Genomic DNA, 19,577 nt, shown 5'->3' with positions numbered 1-19,577 from the left:
GTGGAGGCCAGCATTGGGCGCTTGGGTGTCGTGGGGGGGTTGGTGCTTGAGTGGCCTGTCGCGCTTTGCGCACGGCCACCCCGCCCCCCCCGCCCACGGCCGTTCGGTGACGCCTTCCGCTCCACCTCGAAGTGCGGGTGACGCCGACCCTGCTCAGCGCGGCGCCGTCCGCTGCGGCGGGCCACGAAGAGGCGACCGTCCGGCTCCGGTACGGCGGCGTGCCCGAGGCCCGGATCGCCCCGGGCCGGACCGTCCGTCTCGATCCGGACCTGCGCGTCTCGTCGCGTGGGTTCCGGTGACCGCCTCTCCCCCTGGCGTGCACCGCACATGCACCGGCCCTCCGGCAGAGCCCGCGTTCCCCGTCGTCAGGTCCGCGTTTGCCCGGGCCTGTGCTCGCAAGGACAGAACCGGCCACCAGTCTCGGAAAGCACCGTTGCGGGACCAGTTCTTCCGCTCGAATTGGCCAATCTGCGCCGCACGGAACCGTGTCGTCCGGGCGGTGCCGTACCGCTCCGCATTCCATTCGCCTCGGCCGCCCACCTGACAAGGAACGTTCGTCGGGGCACGAATGGGCTGGCAGCACATGGCCGGACGAGTCGGCGCCCGGTCCGGCCCTGCGGGTCTGTACCCCTTTATCACAGCATCCCCACTGCGCCCAACGTAGATTTCTCGCCAACAAGTCCACGGCGTGGCGGACTTGACAGAGCATCATGATCGTCTGGTGATACGGTTTCCGGCACATGCCACGTGGGCTTACTTCTCGGCATGACCACAACCCAGGGGGGCTCTCCGCGGGGTGAAGACTGCCCGCAGCCGAGGGTCCGCCCCGACCGATTCCGAGAGCTGGACTCCAGCCGCTCAAAGAGAGTCACATGACGAATTTCTGGCAGGATCCGACAGTCTGGGCGCTTGCTGCCGGCGTCCCTGTCGCCACCACGGTTGTCGTTCGCCAGCGAATAACGAACAAGGCGTTGCGCCGTCAGAAACAGCGCCTGCAGGACGACTTGGTTCAACTGCAGGGAAGTCACGCCGGCCTCGAAGCCACCCTCGCGGAGCTGCGGAACGGCTACGCCGGGCTGGTCCAGGAGGCGAAGGAAGAGGCGGAGCACGCCACCAGCACCGTACTGAAGTCCGCGATGCAGACGCTCCAGGGCCTCGCCGCGGAGCAGCAGCGGGTCATCTCCGGGCTGCAGAAGAAGTACGGCGACTCGCCGGTGCTGCGGGACATGCTGGATGTCGACCACCTGAACGCGCAGTTCAACCGGCGCGCGCAGTCCATCGCCGTGCTGTCCGGCGGTTGGCTCGGCCGGCAGCGGGACGCGGCATCGGTCTATGACGTGATCCGCGGAGCGCAGGGCCGTATCCGGCACTACCAGCGCATCGAAGTCCTGTCGCAGGTGGACTCCGCGGTGACCAGCCGGGCCGTCGAGCCGGTCGCGCTGACGGTGGCCGAACTGCTCGACAACGCCACCTACTACTCGGCGCCGACCTCCGTGGTCGAGGTCAACGTGCGGACGGTGCCCAAGGGCATCTGCATCGTGATCGACGACGACGGTGTCGGAATGAGCGAGGAGGAGAAGACCAACGCCTCGCTGCTGTTGTCCAGTGGATCCGCGGTGAGCGTCTCCGAACTCGGCAATCCTCCGAAGTTCGGCTTCGCGGTCATCGGCGCGCTGTGCGCGCGCTTCGGGTTCACGGTCGCCATCGACGGCGCCTCTCCCTACGGGGGCGTCCGCGCGGTGGTGATGGTGCCGAAGGAGTTGTTGACCGACATGCCGGAGCCCAGGCAACCCAGTGCGAAGCAAGAGGCCGGCTCGTCCTCGGCCGCGAGCGGTTCGGCTCCCGCGGCGTCGTCCGGCGGGCTGCCCCAGCGGCGGAACAAGCGCGGCATGGCGCTCGTGACGGGCGACGGCCAGAACGGCGACTCCCCTGCGCGGCCTGTCAGGTCGGCAGAGGAACGGAGGGCCGTGATGGGGGCCTTTGCGCGTGGCACTGCCAGCGGCCGAAGTGCGGGGGTACCGGCCGATCGCGAATCCAGTCCTACCGATTCATACGAAGGAACCGATGCCCCGTGAGCGCCGACCTGTCCTGGATGCTTGACGACGCGCTGAAGATTCCCCACGCCCGCCACGCGGTCCTGATCTCTGCCGACGGCCTGCAGATGTCCCGCACGGCGGAGATCGGCCGGGACGACGCCGACAAGGTGGCCGCGGCAGTGGCCGGCCTCCAGTCGCTCAGCCGGACCATCGGCTTCTTCTGCGGTGACGACCGCGAGACCTGGCGGCAGACGCTCATCGAGTTCGACGGCGGCTGGGTCTTCCTCAACGCGGCGGGTGGCGGCTCCTACCTCGCCGTGGCCGCCGACGCCGAGGTCGACATGCAAGACATCACCTACCGGATGCAGCAGCTCGTCAACCGACTGGGCAAGGCCATGGGGGCAGCCCGCCGCAGCGACCCGGTCACCTCATGACGGATCCCGGTCAGACAGAGCCCGAGTTCGAGACCGAGGCGGGCCAATTAGTCCGCCCCTACGTCATCACCCGTGGGCGTGACCTGCCCCCCGAGGACGAGTTCTCCCTGATCACCCTCGTCACGACGACCACCGACGAGCAGCAGCGCCCCCAACGGCTCTCGCCCGAGGAGCGGCAGGTCCTGGAGATGTGCTCCGTCGGCTATCTGTCGGTCGCTGAGATCGCCGCGCACTCCCAGCAGCCTCTGGGCGTCGTGAAGGTCCTGCTCAGTTCCCTCGCCGAGGGGGGCTATCTGGTCACCCGCGCACCGGTGCCCTCGGCTCGGCTCGCCAACAAATCCCTTCTTCAGGAGGTGCTCGATGGCCTCAAGGCCCTCCCTGTCTGAGGACGCGTACGTGCGCAGCGGTGCACAGCAGACAGCGGTGAAAATTCTGGTCGTCGGGCACTTCGCCGTCGGCAAGACCACCCTGATCGGCTCGCTGTCCGAAATCGATCCGCTGTCCACCGAGGAGCGGATGACGAGCCTCTCGGAGGATCTGGACGACCTCAAGGGAGTACAGGGGAAGACCACTACCACCGTCGCCCTGGACTTCGGTCGCCTGACCCTCAGCGAGCGCATCGTCCTGTACCTGTTCGGCTCCCCCGGTCAGGAGCGGTTCGTCGACCTGTGGGACGACACGGCCCGCGGATCGCTCGGGGCCCTGATCCTGGTGGATCCCGAGCGGCTGGCGGACAGTTTCACGGTCATGGACCTGGTCGAGAGCTACGGCCTCGACTACGCCGTGGCCATCAACCGGTTCGACGGCGGCGTGGAGCACACCCCCGAGGCGGTCCGGGAGGCTCTCGACCTGCTCCCCGACACCCCGGTCGTCCCCATCGACGCGCGCGACCCGAAGTCGTCCGTGAACGCCCTGATCACCATGGTCCAATACCTGCTGAAGCGCGCCGCCCTGGAGCACGCATGACAACGCCCCCCGTACCTCCGCCCGGTTGCCCCGCACACGGCAGCGGCCAGCGAATACCCCTCGACACCACGGAGTTCGCCGCCGACCCGCACGCGTACTACCGGTACATGCGCCAGTCCGGTCCGACGACGCCCGTCACCATCGCGCCCGGTGTGGACGCGACCCTGGTGACGGACTACAGCGCGGCCCTCGACCTGCTGCAGGACCCCTCGACCTTCCGCAAGGACTCCCGCCGCTGGCGTGCGCTGAACGAGGGCCGGATCAGCCCCGACAGCCCGGTCCTGCCGCTGCTGGCCTACCGGCCGAACTGCATGTTCACCGACGGCGCCGAGCACCTGCGGCTGCGTCAGGCGATCACCGAGTCCTTCGCCCGGGTCAGCAACAGCCGGCTGCACCGGATCGTCAGCCAGGCCGCCCAGTTCCTGATCAATCAGTTCAGCGCCCGCGGCTCGGCCGACCTGCTCCGGGACTACGCCCAGCAGCTTCCGCTGTACGTGTTCAACGAACTCTTCGGGTGCCCGGCGGGCATCGGCGACCGGGTGCTCTTCGGCATCTCCGGCATGTTCGACGGGGTCAACGCCGAACAGGCCAGCCAGGTCCTGCTCCAGGCGGTCGGCGAACTGGTGGCGCTGAAGCGCGCCCAGCCGGGCGAGGACATCACGTCCTACCTGATGCAGCACCCGGCGCAGCTGAGCGACGAGGAGCTGGCGCACACGCTGGTGCTGCTCCTCGGCGCGGGTGGTGAGCCGGAGGGCAACCTCATCGGCAACAGCTTCTACACGATGCTGACCCGCGAGGAGTACGCGCGCAACGGGCAGTTCGACAAGGCCCTGGACGACACCCTGTGGCGCAACGCGCCGATGTCCAACTACGCGCCGCACTACCCGGTCGTCGACACCGACGTGGCCGGCGACAAGGTGCTCGCCGGTGAGCTGCTGCTGGTCAGTTTCGGTGCCGCGAACACGGCGCTGGCGGACCAGGGGGCCGACACGCGCGGGCACCTCGCCTGGAGCGCGGGCCCGCACGCCTGCCCGTCGAAGGAACCGGCCCGGCTCATCGCACTGACGGGTCTGGAAACGCTCTTCAACGCGCTGCCCGACGTCGAACTCGCGGTCCCCGCGGACAGTCTCGTCTGGCGGCCCGGCCCGTTCAACCGGGCCCTGGCCTCCCTGCCGGTTCGCTTCGGCGCGGTCTCCCCGCGCCCCGCGGCCCAGCCGCAGGCGACGGCCGCGTCCCCGCACGACCCGGCGCACGCTCCTGCCGCGCCCGAGGCCTCGGCGCCGCAGGCCGCCGGTGCCAAGGCGGGGCGCTGGAGCAGCTTCAGGAAGTGGCTGACGGGCCAGTAGGTGACGAACGCCCTGTGACGCAGGCGACACGGGGAGTCGTTGCAGCCTGCATGAAAGATCAACAGCTCGGGTAGGACAGCGCGGAGTGTCAGGAGTGACACGAGATGAAGGAGAGGCAGTGCACCTCGCAACCTCCGCGTTCTGTTCCACAGGCAACCGGCAGGGCCCACGGCGTACCCCATCCAGCAGAAGGACTCCCCGCGGGAGCGGCGCCCCCGACAACCCGCCGGGCCGGATATCCGCCCCTCCCGGGGGATCACCCTTCGCCTCCTCTGTCTCCGGCTCTTCCTCCGGCTCTCTCTCCGGCTCTCTCTTCGACGGAGCCGATCCCCGTACCCCCGCTCCCGGCGGACGCGCTCAGCGCTACGAAGCGCGAGCGACGCGATGACCGCCCTGCCGGAACCCGGCATACCGACAGCCGGGCCCGCTGAGACGACCCTCGGCGGCCACGTCCTCGGCCAACTGCGGCGCCTCGGCGCCGTGGTGGGCCTGAGCGAGACGGACACCGCGCTGTACGGACAGGTCCTGCTCGACTCCCTCGCGGGTGCGGCCCGGCGGCCGTTGTCCCTGCCCCCGGCGTCGCCCAGCTTCCTGTCCGACGACCACTCCCCCGTCGAGTTCTCCCTCGCCTGCACGCCGGACTCCGTCCCGGCGCTGCGCGTGCTCGTGGAACCCGGCTGGGCCCACGGTGACATGGGCGACAGCGCTCGCGCCGGGCTCGATGCCATCCGTGCGATGGCTGTCCGCTGGAGCTTCCCCACCGACCAACTCGACGCCCTGGAAGACCTGTTCTTCCCCGCTGGGGCCGAGGGGCCACTGGCCCTGTGGTACGCGCTCGACCTGCGCGCGGGAAAGGCCCCCGGGGTCAAGGTCTATCTGAACCCCTCCGCCGCCGGACCCGAGCACGCGGCACGCACCGTGGAAGAGGCGCTGCGCCGTCTCGGCTACGGCAAGGCCTTCGCGGAGCTCCCCCCGGCCGCGGGGTATCCGTTCCTCGCGCTGGACCTGGGCGCCTGGGCGTCACCACGCACCAAGGTGTACGTGAAACACGCGCGCATGTCGGCCGACGACGCCTGCGCGCTGGGCCGTTCCTCCGGGTCCGCGGCCGACATCCGGTACTTCTTCCACGCGGTCGCGGGATCCCTTCCGCCGTTCGACCAGGGTCTGGACGGTACGGCGCGGCTTCTGCGGCGGCCCGCGCTCACCTGTCATTCCTTCACCGGGGGCGCGAGCGAACCGAGCGGCTTCACGCTCCACATCCCCGTACGCGACTACGTCCGCGACGACGAAGAGGCCCTCGCCCGGGCCACGGCCGTGCTGACCCGGTTCGGCATGGACCCCACGGCCCTGCGCCGCAGCCTGCACGCCCTGACACGGCGCCGACTCGACGACGGTGCGGGGCTGATCGCCTATCTCGCCCTCGTCTACGAGCGCAACCGCCCGCCTCGGATCACCGCCTATCTGTCCTCCGAGGCCTATGCCGTCCGGCCGCCGCAGGAGCAGTACCCGCGGCTCGACCTGGGCCTGCACGACGCACTCAGGGTGTCCTGAACCCCGGGCACAAGGCCACAAGCCACGTCTGCCCGTACACCGCACAGAAGGAAGAAACGTGGAGCCGTACCGCATCAAAGTCGTAGAACCGATCGCGTTCACCACCCCGGCGCAGCGCGAGGCCGCGCTGGAGCGGGTCGCCTACAACCCGTTCGATCTGCGTGCCGACGAAGTCACCATCGACCTGCTGAGCGACTCGGGGACCGGCGCCATCTCCGCGGACCAGCTCGCCGCGGGCATGCAGGGCGACGAGTCCTACGCCGGCAGCCGCAGCTTCTACCGGTGGCACGAGGTCGTCTCCGAACTGACCGGCTACCCCCACATCCTGCCGGCACACCAGGGCCGCGCCGCCGAGCGCATCCTGTTCTCCGCGCTGCTCAAGCCGGGCACGAGCGTGCTGTCCAACACGCACTTCGACACCACCCGCGCCAACGTCGAACTGACCGGCTGCCAGGCCTACGACCTGCCCTGTGCCGAGGCGAAGGACCTCGACAGCGACTACCCGTTCAAGGGCAACATCGACTTGATCGCCCTCGAACAGGCGCTGGAGAACGCGGACCAGCGGCCCGTGGGCGCCGTCCTGATGACCATCACCAACAACGGCGGCGGCGGTCAGCCGGTCTCGATGGAGAACCTGCGCCGGACCGCCGAACTGTGCCGCCGCCACGGCGTGCCCATGATCCTGGACGCGGCCCGGTTCGCGGAGAACGCCTGGCTCGTGACCCAGCGCGAACCCGGCTACGCCGACCGCACCCCCCGTCAGGTCGCCGAAGAAGCGTTCCGCCTCTCGGACGGCTGCGTCATGAGCGCGAAGAAGGACGGGATCGTCCACATCGGCGGCTTCATCGGTCTGAAGGACCCGGAGCTCGCCGAACGGTGCGGGGGCCTGCTCATCGCCACCGAGGGGTTCACCACCTACGGCGGCCTGGCCGGCCGTGACCTCGACATGATGGCCCGCGGACTCCTCGAAGTCACCGAACCGTCCTACCTCGCCGAGCGCGCCGACATCGCCGCCTACCTCGCCGCACGCATCCGCGAGGCCGGGGTCGACATTCTGGAGCCCTCGGGCCTGCACGCCCTGTACGTCAACGCGGGGCGGCTTCTGCCCCACATCCCCCCGCACCAGTACCCCGGCACCGCGCTGGTGTGTGAGCTCTACCGGCGCGGCGGCATCCGCTCGGCGGAGCTGGGCACGCTGTACCTCGGCGAGGAGGACGAGCACGGCAACACCATCAAGACGGCGCCCTACGAGCTCGTGCGACTGGCGCTGCCCCGGCGCGTTTACACGCGTAGCCACTACGACCACGTCGCCGCCACCCTCGCGGACATAGCCAAGAATCCCGAATCGGTGGGCGGATACCGCGTGGTGGGTCAGTCGCCGATTCTCCGCCACTTCAGCATCAAGCTGGAGCCGGTGCGGTCCGGGGGCTGATCCACCGCGGCGCACGCACCTGCGGCGCCCTGACACACGGTGAGGCGGGCGATCACCACGATCGCCCGCCTCCCTCACATCGTGGTCAGCGCCCGGCCGAGGATCCTGCCCTGGGCGAGGTCGGTGACGGCCCTGTTGATGTCGGTCAGCGGGTAGCGGTCGGTCACGAAGGTGTTGAGGTCGAACCTGCCGGTGTGGTGCCAGTCGAGGAACGTGGCGATGTCGTCCTGGCGGCAGCCGCCCGCGGTGGTGCCGACGAGGGTCTTCTGGCCGGTGAGCATGTTGCCGTTGATCTGCTGGGCGATGTTCAGCTCCAGCGGCTTCTTGGGCAGGCCGACGATGACGGCGGTGCCGCCCATGTTCACGCCGAGGCGGCCGGGGCGGGAGGCGTTGACGGCCTGGGTGACCGTCTCGGGCAGGGCGACACAGTCCACGGCCACGTCGACGCCGCCGCCGGTGATGTCGATGATGGCCCGGACGGGGTCGCCCTGGCTCGCGTCGACCGTGTGGGTGGCGCCGAACTTCCGCGCGAACTCCAGCTTTTCGGCGCCCAGGTCGACGGCGACGACGTGCTCGGCGCCGCGGATGGACGCCGCGGCGACGGCGGAGAGGCCCACGCCGCCGACGCCGAAGACGGCGACGCTGCCGCCGGCGGCGACCGGGGCGACATTGGAGACGGCGCCGGCTCCGGTCAGCACGGCGCAGCCGACGACCGAGACGACGTCCTGATGGCTCTTCTCGTCGAGCGGGACGACGTACAGCTCGTCGACGAGGGCGTGGTCGGCCCAGGTGTAGACGTTGGGAGAGTAGGCGGTGCCGAGGCCGGGGATGTCGAGCGAGGCGCGGCCCGGCGTGCGGTCGGCGGCGCGCGGCAGCCACGTGACCATCACGGTCGCGCCCTCGGCCACGTGCGTCACCTCGCTGCCGGTGGCGAGGACGGTGCCGTAGCCCTCGTGGCCGAAGAGCATCGGGTCGGGGTGCGGGGCGTGCATCCAGAACAGCTGGCTCTGGCAGACGCCGCTGGCGTGGACCTTGACGAGGACGTCGTGCGGGCCGGGGTCGGGCAGCGTGACCTCGCGCAGGTCGAGCGGCTGTCCGGGCTTGTCCTGGACGACGATGCGGGTGGGCGTGGGCATGATGGTGCTCCTGATTCGGGCTTACGGGGTTCAGGGCGTACGGGGTTCAGGGCGTGCGGAGTTCAGGCGTGCGGCATCGGGGGCGCGCCGGGTCAGATGCCGGGCCAGGGGCTGGGCAGCGGGGCGTCCGCGACGCGCAGCGTGACGCGCTTGGTGCGGGTGCAGCCCGCGACCGCGTCCTCGCCGTAGGCACCGCCCAGGCCGCTGTCCTTGAAGCCGCCGAACGGCAGTCCGGAGTCCATGACCAGCGGGGTGTTGCCGTGCACGACGCCGGCCTCGATGGCCTGGGTCATGCGGATCATGCGGCCCATGTCGCGGGTCCACACATAGCTGCTCAGGCCCAGCTCGCCGGCGTTGGCCAGCTCGATCGCCTCGGCCTCGGTGGTGAAGGTCTGCACGGTGAGGACCGGCCCGAAGACCTCCTCGGACGCGATCCGCATGTCGGGGCGCACCCCGTCGAGCAGGGTCGGCCGGACGTAGAAGCCGGGGCTCCCGGGGTCGTGGGCGCCGCCGCCGGTGAGGACGCGGGCGCCGTCGGCCCGCGCCTCCTCCAGCATGCCGAGGACCTTCTCGTACTGGCCGCGGGAGACCAGCGGGCCGACCATGGTGCCCTGGGTGGTGGGGTCGCCGACGGTGACCCGGCCCATCCGGGTGCGTACCTCTTCGACGAACTGCTCGGCGATGTCGGCGTGCACGATGAGGCGACTGGAGGCGGCGCAGATCTGGCCCGCGTTGACGAGGATGCCGAGGACGGCGGCGCGGGCCGCGGAGTCCAGGTCGGCGTCGTCGAAGACGACGATCGGCGACTTGCCGCCCATCTCCAGGGTGAGCTTCTTGAACGTGTCGGCGGCGGCGTGCGCGATGGCCCGGCCGGTGGGCACGGAGCCGGTGAAGGAGACACCCGCGACGCCGGGGTGGGCGCACAGCGCCGCGCCGGTGGCGCCGTCACCGGTGACGACCTTGAGGACGCCCGCCGGGATGCCGGCCTCCTCGGCCAGTTCGGCGAGGCGCACGGCGGACAGCGGGGACAGCTCGGACGGCTTGACGACGACGGAGTTGCCGCAGGCCAGCGCCGGAGTGACCCGGGCCATGAAGGAGTGCGCGGGGGCGTTCCACGGCAGGATCACGACGTAGACGCCGAGGGGTTCCAGGACGCTGTACGAGAGGCGGCCGGGCACGTCGGCGAGCTGCTGGCCGAAGAGCTTGTCGGCGCGGCCGGCCCAGTAGCGGGCGTGCCGGGCGCCGCGGTGGCTCTCCATGACGGCGTCGGGCAGGTTCTTTCCGGTGCACCGCACATCCAGCCGGGCGATCTCCTGGTGGTGGGCCTCGACCAACTCGCCCCACTTCCAGAGCAGTTGGCTGCGCGCCTCGCCGGGCAGCGCGGCCCACTGACGCTGGGCGGCGGCGGACGCCTCGACGGCGCTGTCGCACTCCTGCGGACTGTGGTTGACCACTTCGCCGACGACCTTCTCGGTGGCCGGGTCGACGATCTCGATCACGGCGGTCGCGGTCTGCTGGCTGTGCATAGGGAAGTACCTTTCGTGCTGCTCCCGGCGGCGGTGCCGGGAAGTCTGATGAGGGCCGAGGAGGGTCAGGCGGGAAGCGGCTGGACGTCGGGCAGCGCCGGTGTCTTCGGGGCGTCGCGCTCCGGATTGACCGTCAGCACGGCGACGACGCCGCACACGACGGTGAGTACGCCGCCGAACACGAACGCGCGCAGGTAGCCGGAGCCGTCGTCGGGGGCCGAGTCGATGAGCGCGCCGGTGACGGCGGGGGCGATCAGTCCCGGCAGGGTCTGGATCGCGACGAGCAGGCCGAGCGAGGCGCCGCGCCGGTCCACGGGGGTGACCTCCGACGTCGTCTCGTACGAGAGCCCGAAGGCACCGACGCCGAAGCCGAACGCGACGGCGACGAGGGCGAGTTGGCCCACTTTCGCGTCGGCGGACGGCAGGAACGCGAGCGCGGTCCCGGCCGCCAGGACGAGCGTCCCCTGGGTGATGCCGCGCGAGCGGCGCGAGGAGACTCCGCGCCGGAACATCCTGGCCGTCCACGGGCTGACGGCCAGCGGGACGACGACGGTGAACGCCGCGTAGAGGGCGACCGCCTGTGCGGCCTGCGCCGACGTGTAGCCGTACTGGTCCTTCAGGTACGAGGGCAGGAACGCGGAGCCCAACGCCACGGTCCAGTACGCCCCGAATCCACCGATCGCACCGCCCCACCAGGTCCGGCTGCGGAGGTACCGGCGGTGCGAGAGGGGCGCGCGGGCGGGCTCGGCCGCGGACGACGAGACGGGCTGCGCGTTGCCGTCGGCGTCCACCCCGAAGGGGCCCTCACGGCCGATCAGGAGCCAGAGCACGGCCCAGAGCGCGCCGGTGGCGGCCAGCGCCCAGAACGCGGCGCGCCAGCCCTGGTGGTCGATGAGGTGCGTGAGCACGGGGGCGGCGACGAAGACGCCCATGCCCGACCCGATGACGTACAGCGCGCTGGGCAGGGCGCGACGCCTGGGCGGGAACCACTTGTACAGCGCGTGCACGGCGACGCCCGCGGTCGGCCCCTCGCCGGCGCCGAGGACGACGCGCGAGGCGAACAGCGTGCCGACCGATGCCGCGGCGAGCAGCGGCAGTTGGGCCAGCGACCACACCACGGCGAGGGCGAGCAGCACCCAGCGGGTGGCGACGCGGTTGGCGATGAAGCCGACGACGACCGCCGAGATGCTGAACAGGACGAAGAAGCTGCTGGCCACCAGGCCGTACAGGCTGTGACTGAGGCCCAGTTCGGCGGAGAGGGGGTCGGCCGCGAGCCCGAGCACCGTCTTGTCCCCGAAGTTGATCATCGCGAGGGCGAAGATCATGAACGCCATCAGCCACGCGCGCCGCGGCTGCGGAACCACCGCGGGGTCCGCCGGTTCGGGCCGAGCCCCTTGCTGTCGAGTCATGGTCGTCACGCCTGTCTGCGTCGTCGGAGATCGGGATACGTGCAAGGGGTGCAGGGGTGCGCGGCGCGTCAGACGACGCCGTCGGCGTGGAGCGCGGCCAGCGCGGCGGCGTCGAGGCCGAGGTACTGGGCGAGGACTTCGTCGGTGTGTTCGCCGAGTGCGGCACCGAGGCTGCGGATGGATCCCGGCGTCGCGCTCAGGTGCGGCAGCGGCGCCGCCATCAGCAGGTCGCCGTGGTGCTCGTCGTGGACCTCGGCGAGGGTGCCGCGCTCGCGGTAGTGGCGGTCGGCGGCGATGTCGGCGACGTTCATGAGCGGCGCGGAGGGAATGCCCGCGTCGTTGAGCAGCGTCACCACGGTGTCCGCCTCGAGGGTGGCGACCCAGTCGGCGACGATCTCGTACAACTCCTCCTGATGTACGAGGCGTTCGTCGCGTTCGGCGAAGCGCTCGTCCTGCGTCAGTTCGGGGCGGCCCATCGCGTGGGCGAGGCGGCGGAAGAGGGGATCGGTGCCGGCGTGCACGGACACCCGGCGGCCGTCGGCGGTGTCGAAGTCGCTGGCGGGCGCGATGTTCGGATTGCGGTTGCCGAGCCGTTCGCGGATCGCGCCGGTCCCGCTGTAGGAGATCAGGGCGTTCTCGCAGGCCCGGAACCCGGCTTCGTACAGGGCGAGGTCGACGATCTGGCCCTCGCCGCCGCGCAGATCGCGGTGGTAGAGCGCGGTCATGGTCGCGAACGCGGCCATGTAGGCGGCCATGTAGTCGATGACGGAGTAGCCCGAGCGCACCGGCGGGCGGTCCGGGTCGCCGCTGACGTAGGTCAGCCCGGAGTAGGCGCTGGCGATCCGGTCGAAGGCGCCCCGGTCGCGGAACGGGCCGGTCAGGCCGTAGCCGGTGAGGAAGACGAGCACGGCGCGCGGGTTGAGGGCGGCCAGCGCGTCCGGGCCCAGGCCCCACTTCTCCAGCGTCGGCGGCCGGTAGTTGGTGACGACGACGTCGAAGTGCGGGACGAGGTCGCGGAGCAGTTCCTGCCCGCGCTGGGTGCGCAGGTCGAGGGTGACCGACTTCTTGTTGCGCCCTTCCTGCACCCATTGCAGGGACCGCTTGCCGGGGGCGTCCTGGCCCGCGCCGCCGCGGGTGAAGTCGCCGCGGCCCGGCTCCTCGACCTTGACCACGTCGGCTCCGAAGTCACCCAGGAAGGTCGCGGTGACCGGGGCGGCCAGTACGGTCGAGACGTCGAGTACGCGTATTCCAGCCAGGGGTGGCTGTGTGTCGGTCATGCGTCCACCTAATCAACGGTTCGTTAACAACGGAACGTTAAGATGGGACGGTACGTCGCGACCACGGACCCGACAACGGGTTACTGACCAGTAGTTTTGGGAGTGTCATGCCGGACCAGCCAGCCGCAGCACCAGCCAAGCGCCGTCGCCGCACCCGCCAGGAGACCGAGGCGGACCTGCTCGACGCGGCCCTGCGGCTCCTCGAACGCGACGGCGCGCTGGCCGGGATCACGCTGCGCGAGGTCGCCAAGGAGGCCGGGGTCAATCACGGCCAGATCTACCAGTACTTCGGCGACCGCCAGACGCTGCTGCGCGCGGCGATCGGCCGCATCCTCGACACCACGTCGCTCGGCGCGCAGAGCCATTGGGACAAGCCGTTCGCCGAGCGCCGCCGCACCATGCTGCGGTACGCCCTGGAGCGACCCCAACTCCTGCGCCTCGAAGCCCTGTTGGCCCTCGACGGCGACCCGGAGCTGACGCTCTTCCCCGAGCTGGCCCGCACCCAGGAGGCGCTGGAGCGCGACCGGCGCGAGGGCGCGCTCCCCGAGGACGCCGACGGGCTGGTCATGCATGCCATGACCGCGGCGACGTACCTCGGGTACTGCATCTTCCGCGAGACGCTCGCCCGCGATCTCGGCCTGGACCCGGAGGAACTCGACGAGCGGGCGGCCGCCGTCTACGACCGCATGCTCGACGGGCTGGTCACGGACGGGCAGGAGCCGGAAGCGCCGAGGAGCTGAACGACAGCGGGGCGGCGATCACTCCGCCGAGCCGGGGTTCTTGCGCTGGTTCGCCAGGAAGCGGGCCTTCTTCTGGCGGTTTCCGCAGGTGTTCATGTCGCACCATCTGCGGGTGCGGCTCTGGCTGGTGTCGAAGAAGGCGGCCCGGCAGGTCGGGGACGCGCACAGGGCCAGTTTCCCGTCGCGTTCGCCCGCGATCACGCTGATCGCGTCGGCGGCGATCACGCTGAGGGCGTCCTCCACACGGGAGGCCGGGCCGAGCTGCCAGCGCCGGCCGCCCTCGGAGGTCAGGGCCGCCGCGGCCCGGCCCTGAGCACTGCGGTCGTTGATGACCTGGACGGCAGGCGCCGGAAGAGCCTCCTGGAGCGCGGCCGCCGTCGCGGCGGCGTGGATCGACTCCCTCAGTTCGCGGGCGAGGCCGAGCTGGGCCGTGGTGCAGGAGTCCACCGCGAGGTCGTACACCGCCAGCCAGTCGACGAGCCGCTGAGGCGTGGGGATGCGCTCCACGGCGTCGCCATGACGCTCCGACAGGGTCCCCGTGAAGCTGGTCGCCAGCACCTTGCCGAGGCGGAATTCAGGGAAATCGGAGCGCATGGAACCACCTTAGCCGGTTGCCGCCCTCCTCCAAGAGCTGTTAGAACCGTCTTAGCCGGTTCCGCGATGGCCAGGAGGTCTCATGTCCCGTCCGAGCAGCGACGTACACGCATTTGAAGCCCACGCGAGCGACGCCGACCTCGACGATCTGCGCGCGCGGCTGGCCGCGGCACGGCTGCCGGAGGCCGAGACGACAGCGCACCGTGCCGCGCGCGGCCCCGGCCGCTGGCAGCAGGGCGTTCCACTCGCCGACCTCGTCGATCTCGTGGACCACTGGCGCACCGGGTACGACTGGCGGTCGTTCGAGGAGCGCCTTAATCGGATCGGCCAGTTCCGTACGACCATCGACGGTCTGGGAATCCACTTCCTGCACCGCCGGTCCCCGCGCGCGGACGCCACTCCCCTGCTCCTGACGCACGGCTGGCCGGACAGCGTCGCCCGGTTCATCGACGTGGTGGACGAGCTGGCGGATCCGGAGGACGCGGACGCGCCCGCGTTCCATGTCGTGGTCCCGTCGCTGCCCGGCTTCGGCTACAGCAACCGGCCGGCCACCACCGGGTGGGGAACGGAGAAGATCGCGGCCGCCTGGGTGGAACTGATGGGAAGGCTCGACTACGACAAGTTCCTTGCCCACGGCGGCGACTGGGGCGGCAACATCACCACGGTCCTCGGCGGCAGGTTCCCGGCGCACGTCCTCGGCATCCACACCACGTTCGCGGAGGGGCCGCCCGGACTGACGACGGACGGGCTGACGGCGGTCGAGCGCGAGTGGGCCGAGGAGACCCGCGATTTCTGGCGCCACCGCGCGGCGTACGCGAAGCAGCAGGCGACCCGGCCGCAGACCATCGGCTACTCGCTCGTCGACTCACCGGTCGGGCTTCTCGCCTGGATCCTCGACAAGTTCGCCGAGTGGTCGGACACCGAGGACAGCCCGTTCGAGAGGATCTCGCGCGACCGTGTCCTCGACGACGTCACCCTGTACTGGCTGACGCGGACCGGCGCCTCGGCGGCCCGCATCTACTACGAGAGCCACAACTCGCTGGACCCCGAACTCCGGGTCGACGTCCCGTCAGCACTCACCATGTACCCCCGCGACGTCGAGAAGTGCCCGCGCCCCTGGGCGCAGGAGCGGTACCGGAACATCGTGCGATGGGAGACGCCCGAGGTCGGAGGGCATTTCCCGTCGCTGGAGGTTCCCGGGTACTTCGTCAGGGATCTGCGCGAGGGCCTCGCGGCGGTACTGGCGGCCGCCCACCGGTGAACAGAACCAACAGGACCTCCCTATCGGAACCACAGTTCCCTTACCGCGATCGCCATGCTACGTTCGTGGTCGTAACGGAACCAGAGGCCCATTAGGTTCTCATCAGGGAGTGACATGTCCGCAACCAAGAGCGCGGCGCAGTCCACCGCGCCCGCCACCCCGTCCCCCGCCACGACCACACCCGCACCCGCACCCACGACCGACACCGCACCCCAACACCTCACCCCCCGCCTGAAGTTGACCCTCGCGGTGCTCCTCGTCGCGCAGTTCATGCTGGCCGTCGACTTCTCGATCCTGAACGTGGCGCTGCCCGCGATCGGCGACGGGCTCGGGTTCTCGCTCGCCAACCTCCAGTGGATCGCCACGGCGTTCGCGCTCTCCGCCGCCGGGTTCACCCTCTTCTTCGGCCGCATCGGCGACCTGGTCGGCCGGAAGAGGATCTTCATCGGGAGCCTGGCCCTGCTCGGGCTCTCCTCGCTGGTCGGCGGCCTCGCGGGCAGCCCCGAGGTGCTGCTCGTCGCCCGCGTCGCCCAGGGGCTCGCGACGGCCGCCGCCACTCCGGCGGGGCTGTCGCTGCTGACGACGTCGTTCGCCGAGGGGCCGCTGCGGCAGAAGGCGCTCGGGATCAACGGCGCGCTGATGTCGGCCGGGTTCACCACCGGCGCCATCCTCGGCGGCGTACTGACCGACCTGTTCTCCTGGCGCTGGGCGTTCTTCATCAACGTGCCCGTCGCGCTCGCCGTCGTCCTGATCGCCCCGACCGTCATCAAGGAGTCCAGGCCCGCCATCCGGCCCGGCCTGGACCTGCCCGGCGCGCTCACCGTCACCCTCGGCCTGCTCGGTCTCGTCTACGGGCTGACGCAGGCGGGCGAGTACGGCTGGACGCACCCCCGCGCGCTGGTGGGGCTCGGCGCCGGCGTGGTGTTCCTGGCCGCGTTCTTCCTGGTCGAGCGGAAGGTCGCCGAGCCGCTCGTGCCGCTGCGCACCCTCGGCCGCCGCACCGTGGCCTGGGGCAACGTACTGGGGCTGCTCGCCTTCGTCACCGAGACCTCCCTCGTCTACCTGCTCACCCTGTACCTCCAGAAGACCCTCGGCTTCTCCCCGCTCGCGGCCGGGATCTCCTTCGGCGTCCTGGGCATCGGCACCGTCGTCGGCGGGCTGGCCGCGCCGAGGGTGATCGCGCGGACGTCGACGCTGACCGCGCTGGTCGCCGGCGGTGTCGTCCAGACGGTGTTCACCGCGGCCCTGCTCTTCCTCGGTACGACGACGGAGGCCTCCCTCGCCCTGCTGCTGCCCGCCACCTTCTTCGGCGGCATCGGCAACATGCTCGTCATCGTCGGCTTCATGGTCACCGCCACCAGCGGACTCCCGGACGCCGAACAAGGCCTGGCCACGGGCCTCGCGTCCATGTCCCAGCAGGTCGGCATCACCATGGGCACGCCGGTCATGTCCGCCGTCGTCACCGCGTCGACCGCCGGCGCGGCCACCGCGTCCGCCATCCACCACGGCGTCACCGTCGCCATCGCCGTCAACGCCGCCCTGGTTCTGCTCGGCGTCGCCCTCGCGGCCCTCTTCCTGCGCGGCCGCCCCGAATCCCGGTAGGCGAAAAGTAGACAAACGCCCTAAACTCGGGCACGTCGCACACGCTGAAGCAGCCTCGGAGGAGTGCCCCATGAGCAATCTGTTCGTCGTCGCGTACAACGACCTCGCCACCGCCAACCAGGTCCGCGACAAGGTGCTTTCGATGACCCGGGAGCACCTCGTCGAGCTGGAGGACATCGTCGTGGTCGAGCGGCGGGAGAGCGACGGGAAGATCAAGCTGCATCAGGCCGTGAACCACACGGCGACCGGGGCCGCGGGCGGCGCGCTGTGGGGCGGCGTCATCGGGATGCTGTTCCTCGTGCCGTTCCTGGGCGCGGCCGTGGGCGCCGCGGCCGGCGCCGCCGGTGGGGCCGTGACGGACACCGGGATCAACGACGGGTTCATGAAGGAACTCGGCGAGAACCTGCGGCCGGGTGCCGCCGCCGTGTTCGCGCTGGTGAAGCAGGCCGCCAGGGACAAGGTCGTCCCGGAACTCGCGGTGTTCGGCGGGCAGTTGGTGCAGACGTCGCTGAGCACCGAGGAAGAAGAGGCGCTGCGCGAGATGGCGCAGGCCGCCCACCAGAAGGCCCAGCACACGACGGCTCAGGAGACGGCTCAGGCTCAGACCGCCGCGCCCTGACGATGACAGGCAGCCACCGGAAGACGGTCACCTGAAGGAGTTCACCGGAAAGCGGTCACCGGAAGGGCAGTTCGTTCGGGCCCTCGGTGATCTGGCGGGCGACGTCCGCCACTTTCCGCTGATGGGAGCGCGCGTACCGGCGTAACCGCTCGAAGGCCTCGTCCAGCGGGATGTCGTAGCGGGCCGAGACGATGCCCTTGGCCTGTTCCACGACGACCCTGCTGGACAGCGCGTGCTCCAACTGGCCCGCCAGCACACGGCTTTCGGTCACCTCGCGCTGGAGCGAGAGGGTGTGCGCGGCGGCCTCGGCGAAGAGCCGGGCCAGCGTCAGGGCCCGCTCGTCGAGGCGCCGCCCCCGGGCGTCGAACAGCACGAGTGCGCCGGTCGGGCCCCCTTTGGCGGGCAGCGGCAGCGCGGTGACCCGCCCGTGGCCCAGTGCCGTGACGCGTGCGGTCCAGCGCGGCCAGCGCACGCGTGTGGGCGCGGTGGTCACGTCCACGTCGATGAGGGCGCAGCCGGTGGTGCGCGCGTCGTGGCCGGGACCCTCCTGCCAGCCGGTGGCGTCTTCCTCCAAACCGCGCAGCGCGACGGCGGTGCCCTCCGTCTGTACGGTTCCGCCGGTGGCGGCGAGGTAGTGCACGCTCGCGCCCCCGGCGCCGAACAGCCTGCTGCCGCCCTCCACCAGGGCGGTCAGGAGGGTCTGCGTGTCGAGCGGGTCGCGGGCCGCCTCGCCCGTCAAGTGGGCGAAGATCGTTGCGAGTTCCTGCTCATGCAGCGCCACGGTACAAACCCTCCTCAGCCGAGTTTGAGTTGCCGGTTGACGATATCGGTCGCGACCTCACCAATGGGGCGGCCATCGGCGAACGCCCGTGCTTTGACCAGTTCCAGTGCATCGTCGACACGGCAGTCGAGCTGGACGGCGACCACTCCGGCGGCCTGGTGCACCACCGCCCGGTAGTCGATGCCGCCGAACAGGCCGGGTACCGCATCCTTGCCGAGCAACACGCTGCGCGTCAGCGCGTCGGCGACCCGGCTGAAAAGAGCCGTGGACGCGACTCTCGGGTGCGGGTCGAAGACCGTGAGAGCGCCTATGCAGTCACCGGGCACCTCCAGCGGCACGGCCACCACCTGCGCGATGCCGAGCGCGGCGACGGCCGGGCCGTAGCCGGGCCAGCGGCCGCTCAGCACGGAACCGGACGCCTCGACCGGCGCGCGGCGGCGCACCGCCTCCTGCACCGGCCCCTCCCCCAGGACGTACTCCAAGTCCTGTGCCTTGCTGGAGGGTTCGTCGGACGACGCGGTCGCGACCTGCCTGCGGCCGTCGTCGACGAGGGTCACGGCGACGCTCCGCGTGCCGCACGCCTCGGCGACCCCGGTCATGAACAGGGGCGGCGGCCCACCGCCGCGGACCCACTGAGTGGCCCGGCGGGCGTGGGCCTCCAGGAGGTCCGCGGCGACCTGGTGGCGGATGGCGGTGCCGCGATGGAGCGCGGCGAGCCGCCGGAACGTGTGATCGGCGGCGCTCCCCGACAGGGACTCGTAGCGCTCCGCGAGCCGGAAGGCGCGCTCGGCACGCTCGCGCGCGCGGATCGCGCGGCTCCAGGCCAGTGCGGCCTCCGCGGGCAGGTCGCCCTTGAGGTCCATCCGC

The 19,577-nt window shown here is 70.9% G+C and carries 19 protein-coding genes; 12 read left to right on the top strand and 7 right to left on the bottom strand.

Annotated elements, in window-relative coordinates; genetic code table 11:
* The first annotated feature begins 137 nt into the window (after positions 1-137).
* The 8 genes from ACFVDP_RS35895 (at position 138) to ACFVDP_RS35860 (ending at position 7,765) form a co-directional block, all read left to right on the top strand.
* A complete protein-coding gene (locus tag ACFVDP_RS35895) occupies positions 138-299 on the top strand; it encodes a hypothetical protein (RefSeq protein ID WP_383499095.1) in 162 nt (53 codons plus the stop codon).
* Positions 300-872: 573 nt separating this feature from the next.
* Positions 873-2,075, top strand: coding sequence for an ATP-binding protein (locus tag ACFVDP_RS35890; RefSeq protein ID WP_383499092.1), 1,203 nt, complete (start codon positions 873-875; stop codon positions 2,073-2,075).
* Complete coding sequence (locus ACFVDP_RS35885; RefSeq protein WP_383499089.1) at positions 2,072-2,470, top strand: roadblock/LC7 domain-containing protein; 399 nt, start codon at positions 2,072-2,074, stop codon at positions 2,468-2,470. Before ACFVDP_RS35890 ends, ACFVDP_RS35885 begins: the two co-directional genes overlap by 4 nt.
* Positions 2,467-2,856, top strand: coding sequence for a DUF742 domain-containing protein (locus ACFVDP_RS35880; protein WP_383499087.1), 390 nt, complete (start codon positions 2,467-2,469; stop codon positions 2,854-2,856). The genes ACFVDP_RS35885 and ACFVDP_RS35880 overlap by 4 nt, the downstream gene beginning before the upstream one ends.
* Positions 2,831-3,436: an ATP/GTP-binding protein gene (locus ACFVDP_RS35875; protein WP_383499084.1), complete on the top strand. Its 606-nt coding sequence runs from the start codon at positions 2,831-2,833 to the stop codon at positions 3,434-3,436. Before ACFVDP_RS35880 ends, ACFVDP_RS35875 begins: the two co-directional genes overlap by 26 nt.
* Entirely contained in the window at positions 3,433-4,782 is a 1,350-nt protein-coding gene (locus tag ACFVDP_RS35870; RefSeq protein WP_383499081.1) for a cytochrome P450, read from the top strand. Before ACFVDP_RS35875 ends, ACFVDP_RS35870 begins: the two co-directional genes overlap by 4 nt.
* A 384-nt stretch (positions 4,783-5,166) precedes the next feature.
* Entirely contained in the window at positions 5,167-6,333 is a 1,167-nt protein-coding gene (locus ACFVDP_RS35865; RefSeq protein WP_383499078.1) for a tryptophan dimethylallyltransferase family protein, read from the top strand.
* A gap of 58 nt (positions 6,334-6,391) precedes the next feature.
* Entirely contained in the window at positions 6,392-7,765 is a 1,374-nt protein-coding gene (locus tag ACFVDP_RS35860) for a tryptophanase (protein ID WP_383499075.1), read from the top strand.
* 74 nt (positions 7,766-7,839) lie between these two features.
* Here ACFVDP_RS35860 and ACFVDP_RS35855 read toward each other — a convergent pair whose 3' ends face one another.
* The 4 genes from ACFVDP_RS35855 to ACFVDP_RS35840 form a co-directional block, all read right to left on the bottom strand.
* On the bottom strand, positions 7,840-8,901 hold the full coding sequence (locus ACFVDP_RS35855) for a zinc-binding dehydrogenase (RefSeq protein ID WP_383499072.1): 1,062 nt from the start codon (positions 8,899-8,901) through the stop codon (positions 7,840-7,842).
* 92 nt (positions 8,902-8,993) lie between these two features.
* Positions 8,994-10,427, bottom strand: a complete 1,434-nt coding sequence (locus tag ACFVDP_RS35850) for an aldehyde dehydrogenase family protein (RefSeq protein ID WP_383499069.1) — start codon at positions 10,425-10,427, stop codon at positions 8,994-8,996.
* A 65-nt stretch (positions 10,428-10,492) separates the two neighbouring features.
* Positions 10,493-11,836 carry an MFS transporter gene (locus ACFVDP_RS35845; protein WP_383499066.1) on the bottom strand — a complete coding sequence of 448 codons (1,344 nt, stop codon included), beginning with the start codon at positions 11,834-11,836 and terminating at the stop codon, positions 10,493-10,495.
* A gap of 68 nt (positions 11,837-11,904) precedes the next feature.
* Positions 11,905-13,113 carry a CaiB/BaiF CoA transferase family protein gene (locus tag ACFVDP_RS35840; protein WP_383499063.1) on the bottom strand — a complete coding sequence of 403 codons (1,209 nt, stop codon included), beginning with the start codon at positions 13,111-13,113 and terminating at the stop codon, positions 11,905-11,907.
* A 107-nt stretch (positions 13,114-13,220) separates the two neighbouring features.
* Here ACFVDP_RS35840 and ACFVDP_RS35835 point away from each other — a divergent pair, with 107 nt between their 5' ends.
* Complete coding sequence (locus ACFVDP_RS35835) at positions 13,221-13,853, top strand: TetR/AcrR family transcriptional regulator (protein ID WP_383499060.1); 633 nt, start codon at positions 13,221-13,223, stop codon at positions 13,851-13,853.
* An 18-nt stretch (positions 13,854-13,871) separates the two neighbouring features.
* On the opposite strand, the gene ACFVDP_RS35830 is transcribed toward ACFVDP_RS35835, so the two are convergent.
* Positions 13,872-14,447, bottom strand: a complete 576-nt coding sequence (locus tag ACFVDP_RS35830; RefSeq protein ID WP_383499057.1) for a CGNR zinc finger domain-containing protein — start codon at positions 14,445-14,447, stop codon at positions 13,872-13,874.
* A gap of 82 nt (positions 14,448-14,529) precedes the next feature.
* Between ACFVDP_RS35830 and ACFVDP_RS35825 the strand changes: the two genes are divergently transcribed.
* The 3 genes from ACFVDP_RS35825 to ACFVDP_RS35815 all read left to right on the top strand — a co-directional run bounded on the left by ACFVDP_RS35825 (position 14,530) and on the right by ACFVDP_RS35815 (position 17,929).
* Positions 14,530-15,708, top strand: coding sequence for an epoxide hydrolase (locus ACFVDP_RS35825; RefSeq protein WP_383499054.1), 1,179 nt, complete (start codon positions 14,530-14,532; stop codon positions 15,706-15,708).
* Between the two features lie 114 nt (positions 15,709-15,822).
* Entirely contained in the window at positions 15,823-17,310 is a 1,488-nt protein-coding gene (locus ACFVDP_RS35820) for an MFS transporter (protein ID WP_383499051.1), read from the top strand.
* Positions 17,311-17,380: 70 nt separating this feature from the next.
* Positions 17,381-17,929 (top strand): DUF1269 domain-containing protein, encoded by a 549-nt coding sequence (locus ACFVDP_RS35815; RefSeq protein ID WP_383499048.1) that lies wholly within the window; start codon positions 17,381-17,383, stop codon positions 17,927-17,929.
* Between the two features lie 55 nt (positions 17,930-17,984).
* Here ACFVDP_RS35815 and ACFVDP_RS35810 read toward each other — a convergent pair whose 3' ends face one another.
* Both ACFVDP_RS35810 and ACFVDP_RS35805 read right to left on the bottom strand, forming a co-directional pair.
* The gene (locus ACFVDP_RS35810; RefSeq protein ID WP_383499046.1) at positions 17,985-18,710 is read right to left on the bottom strand and encodes a GAF and ANTAR domain-containing protein; all 726 of its coding nucleotides are present in this window, start codon (positions 18,708-18,710) and stop codon (positions 17,985-17,987) included.
* 14 nt (positions 18,711-18,724) lie between these two features.
* A complete protein-coding gene (locus ACFVDP_RS35805; protein ID WP_383499043.1) occupies positions 18,725-19,573 on the bottom strand; it encodes a GAF and ANTAR domain-containing protein in 849 nt (282 codons plus the stop codon).
* Between the last annotated feature and the right edge of the window lie 4 nt (positions 19,574-19,577).

The sequence above is a fragment of the Streptomyces sp. NPDC057694 genome, assembly GCF_042799415.1.
GTDB lineage: Bacteria > Actinomycetota > Actinomycetes > Streptomycetales > Streptomycetaceae > Streptomyces.
The sequence above is the reverse complement of the archived record's forward strand: the minus strand, read 5'-3'. Positions and strand labels throughout refer to the sequence as shown.

Excerpts from the sequence above, each read along its gene's own strand:
- ACFVDP_RS35815 (WP_383499048.1), top strand. The coding sequence starts at position 17,381 with ATGAGCAATCTGTTCGTCGTCGCGTACAACGACCTCGCCACCGCCAAC.
- ACFVDP_RS35865 (WP_383499078.1), top strand. The coding sequence starts at position 5,167 with ATGACCGCCCTGCCGGAACCCGGCATACCGACAGCCGGGCCCGCTGAG.
- ACFVDP_RS35880 (WP_383499087.1), top strand. The coding sequence starts at position 2,467 with ATGACGGATCCCGGTCAGACAGAGCCCGAGTTCGAGACCGAGGCGGGC.
- ACFVDP_RS35825 (WP_383499054.1), top strand. The coding sequence starts at position 14,530 with ATGTCCCGTCCGAGCAGCGACGTACACGCATTTGAAGCCCACGCGAGC.
- ACFVDP_RS35855 (WP_383499072.1), bottom strand. The coding sequence starts at position 8,901 with ATGCCCACGCCCACCCGCATCGTCGTCCAGGACAAGCCCGGACAGCCG.
- ACFVDP_RS35845 (WP_383499066.1), bottom strand. The coding sequence starts at position 11,836 with ATGACTCGACAGCAAGGGGCTCGGCCCGAACCGGCGGACCCCGCGGTG.
- ACFVDP_RS35850 (WP_383499069.1), bottom strand. The coding sequence starts at position 10,427 with ATGCACAGCCAGCAGACCGCGACCGCCGTGATCGAGATCGTCGACCCG.
- ACFVDP_RS35875 (WP_383499084.1), top strand. The coding sequence starts at position 2,831 with ATGGCCTCAAGGCCCTCCCTGTCTGAGGACGCGTACGTGCGCAGCGGT.
- ACFVDP_RS35835 (WP_383499060.1), top strand. The coding sequence starts at position 13,221 with ATGCCGGACCAGCCAGCCGCAGCACCAGCCAAGCGCCGTCGCCGCACC.
- ACFVDP_RS35870 (WP_383499081.1), top strand. The coding sequence starts at position 3,433 with ATGACAACGCCCCCCGTACCTCCGCCCGGTTGCCCCGCACACGGCAGC.
- ACFVDP_RS35840 (WP_383499063.1), bottom strand. The coding sequence starts at position 13,113 with ATGACCGACACACAGCCACCCCTGGCTGGAATACGCGTACTCGACGTC.
- ACFVDP_RS35890 (WP_383499092.1), top strand. The coding sequence starts at position 873 with ATGACGAATTTCTGGCAGGATCCGACAGTCTGGGCGCTTGCTGCCGGC.
- ACFVDP_RS35820 (WP_383499051.1), top strand. The coding sequence starts at position 15,823 with ATGTCCGCAACCAAGAGCGCGGCGCAGTCCACCGCGCCCGCCACCCCG.
- ACFVDP_RS35830 (WP_383499057.1), bottom strand. The coding sequence starts at position 14,447 with ATGCGCTCCGATTTCCCTGAATTCCGCCTCGGCAAGGTGCTGGCGACC.
- ACFVDP_RS35805 (WP_383499043.1), bottom strand. The coding sequence starts at position 19,573 with ATGGACCTCAAGGGCGACCTGCCCGCGGAGGCCGCACTGGCCTGGAGC.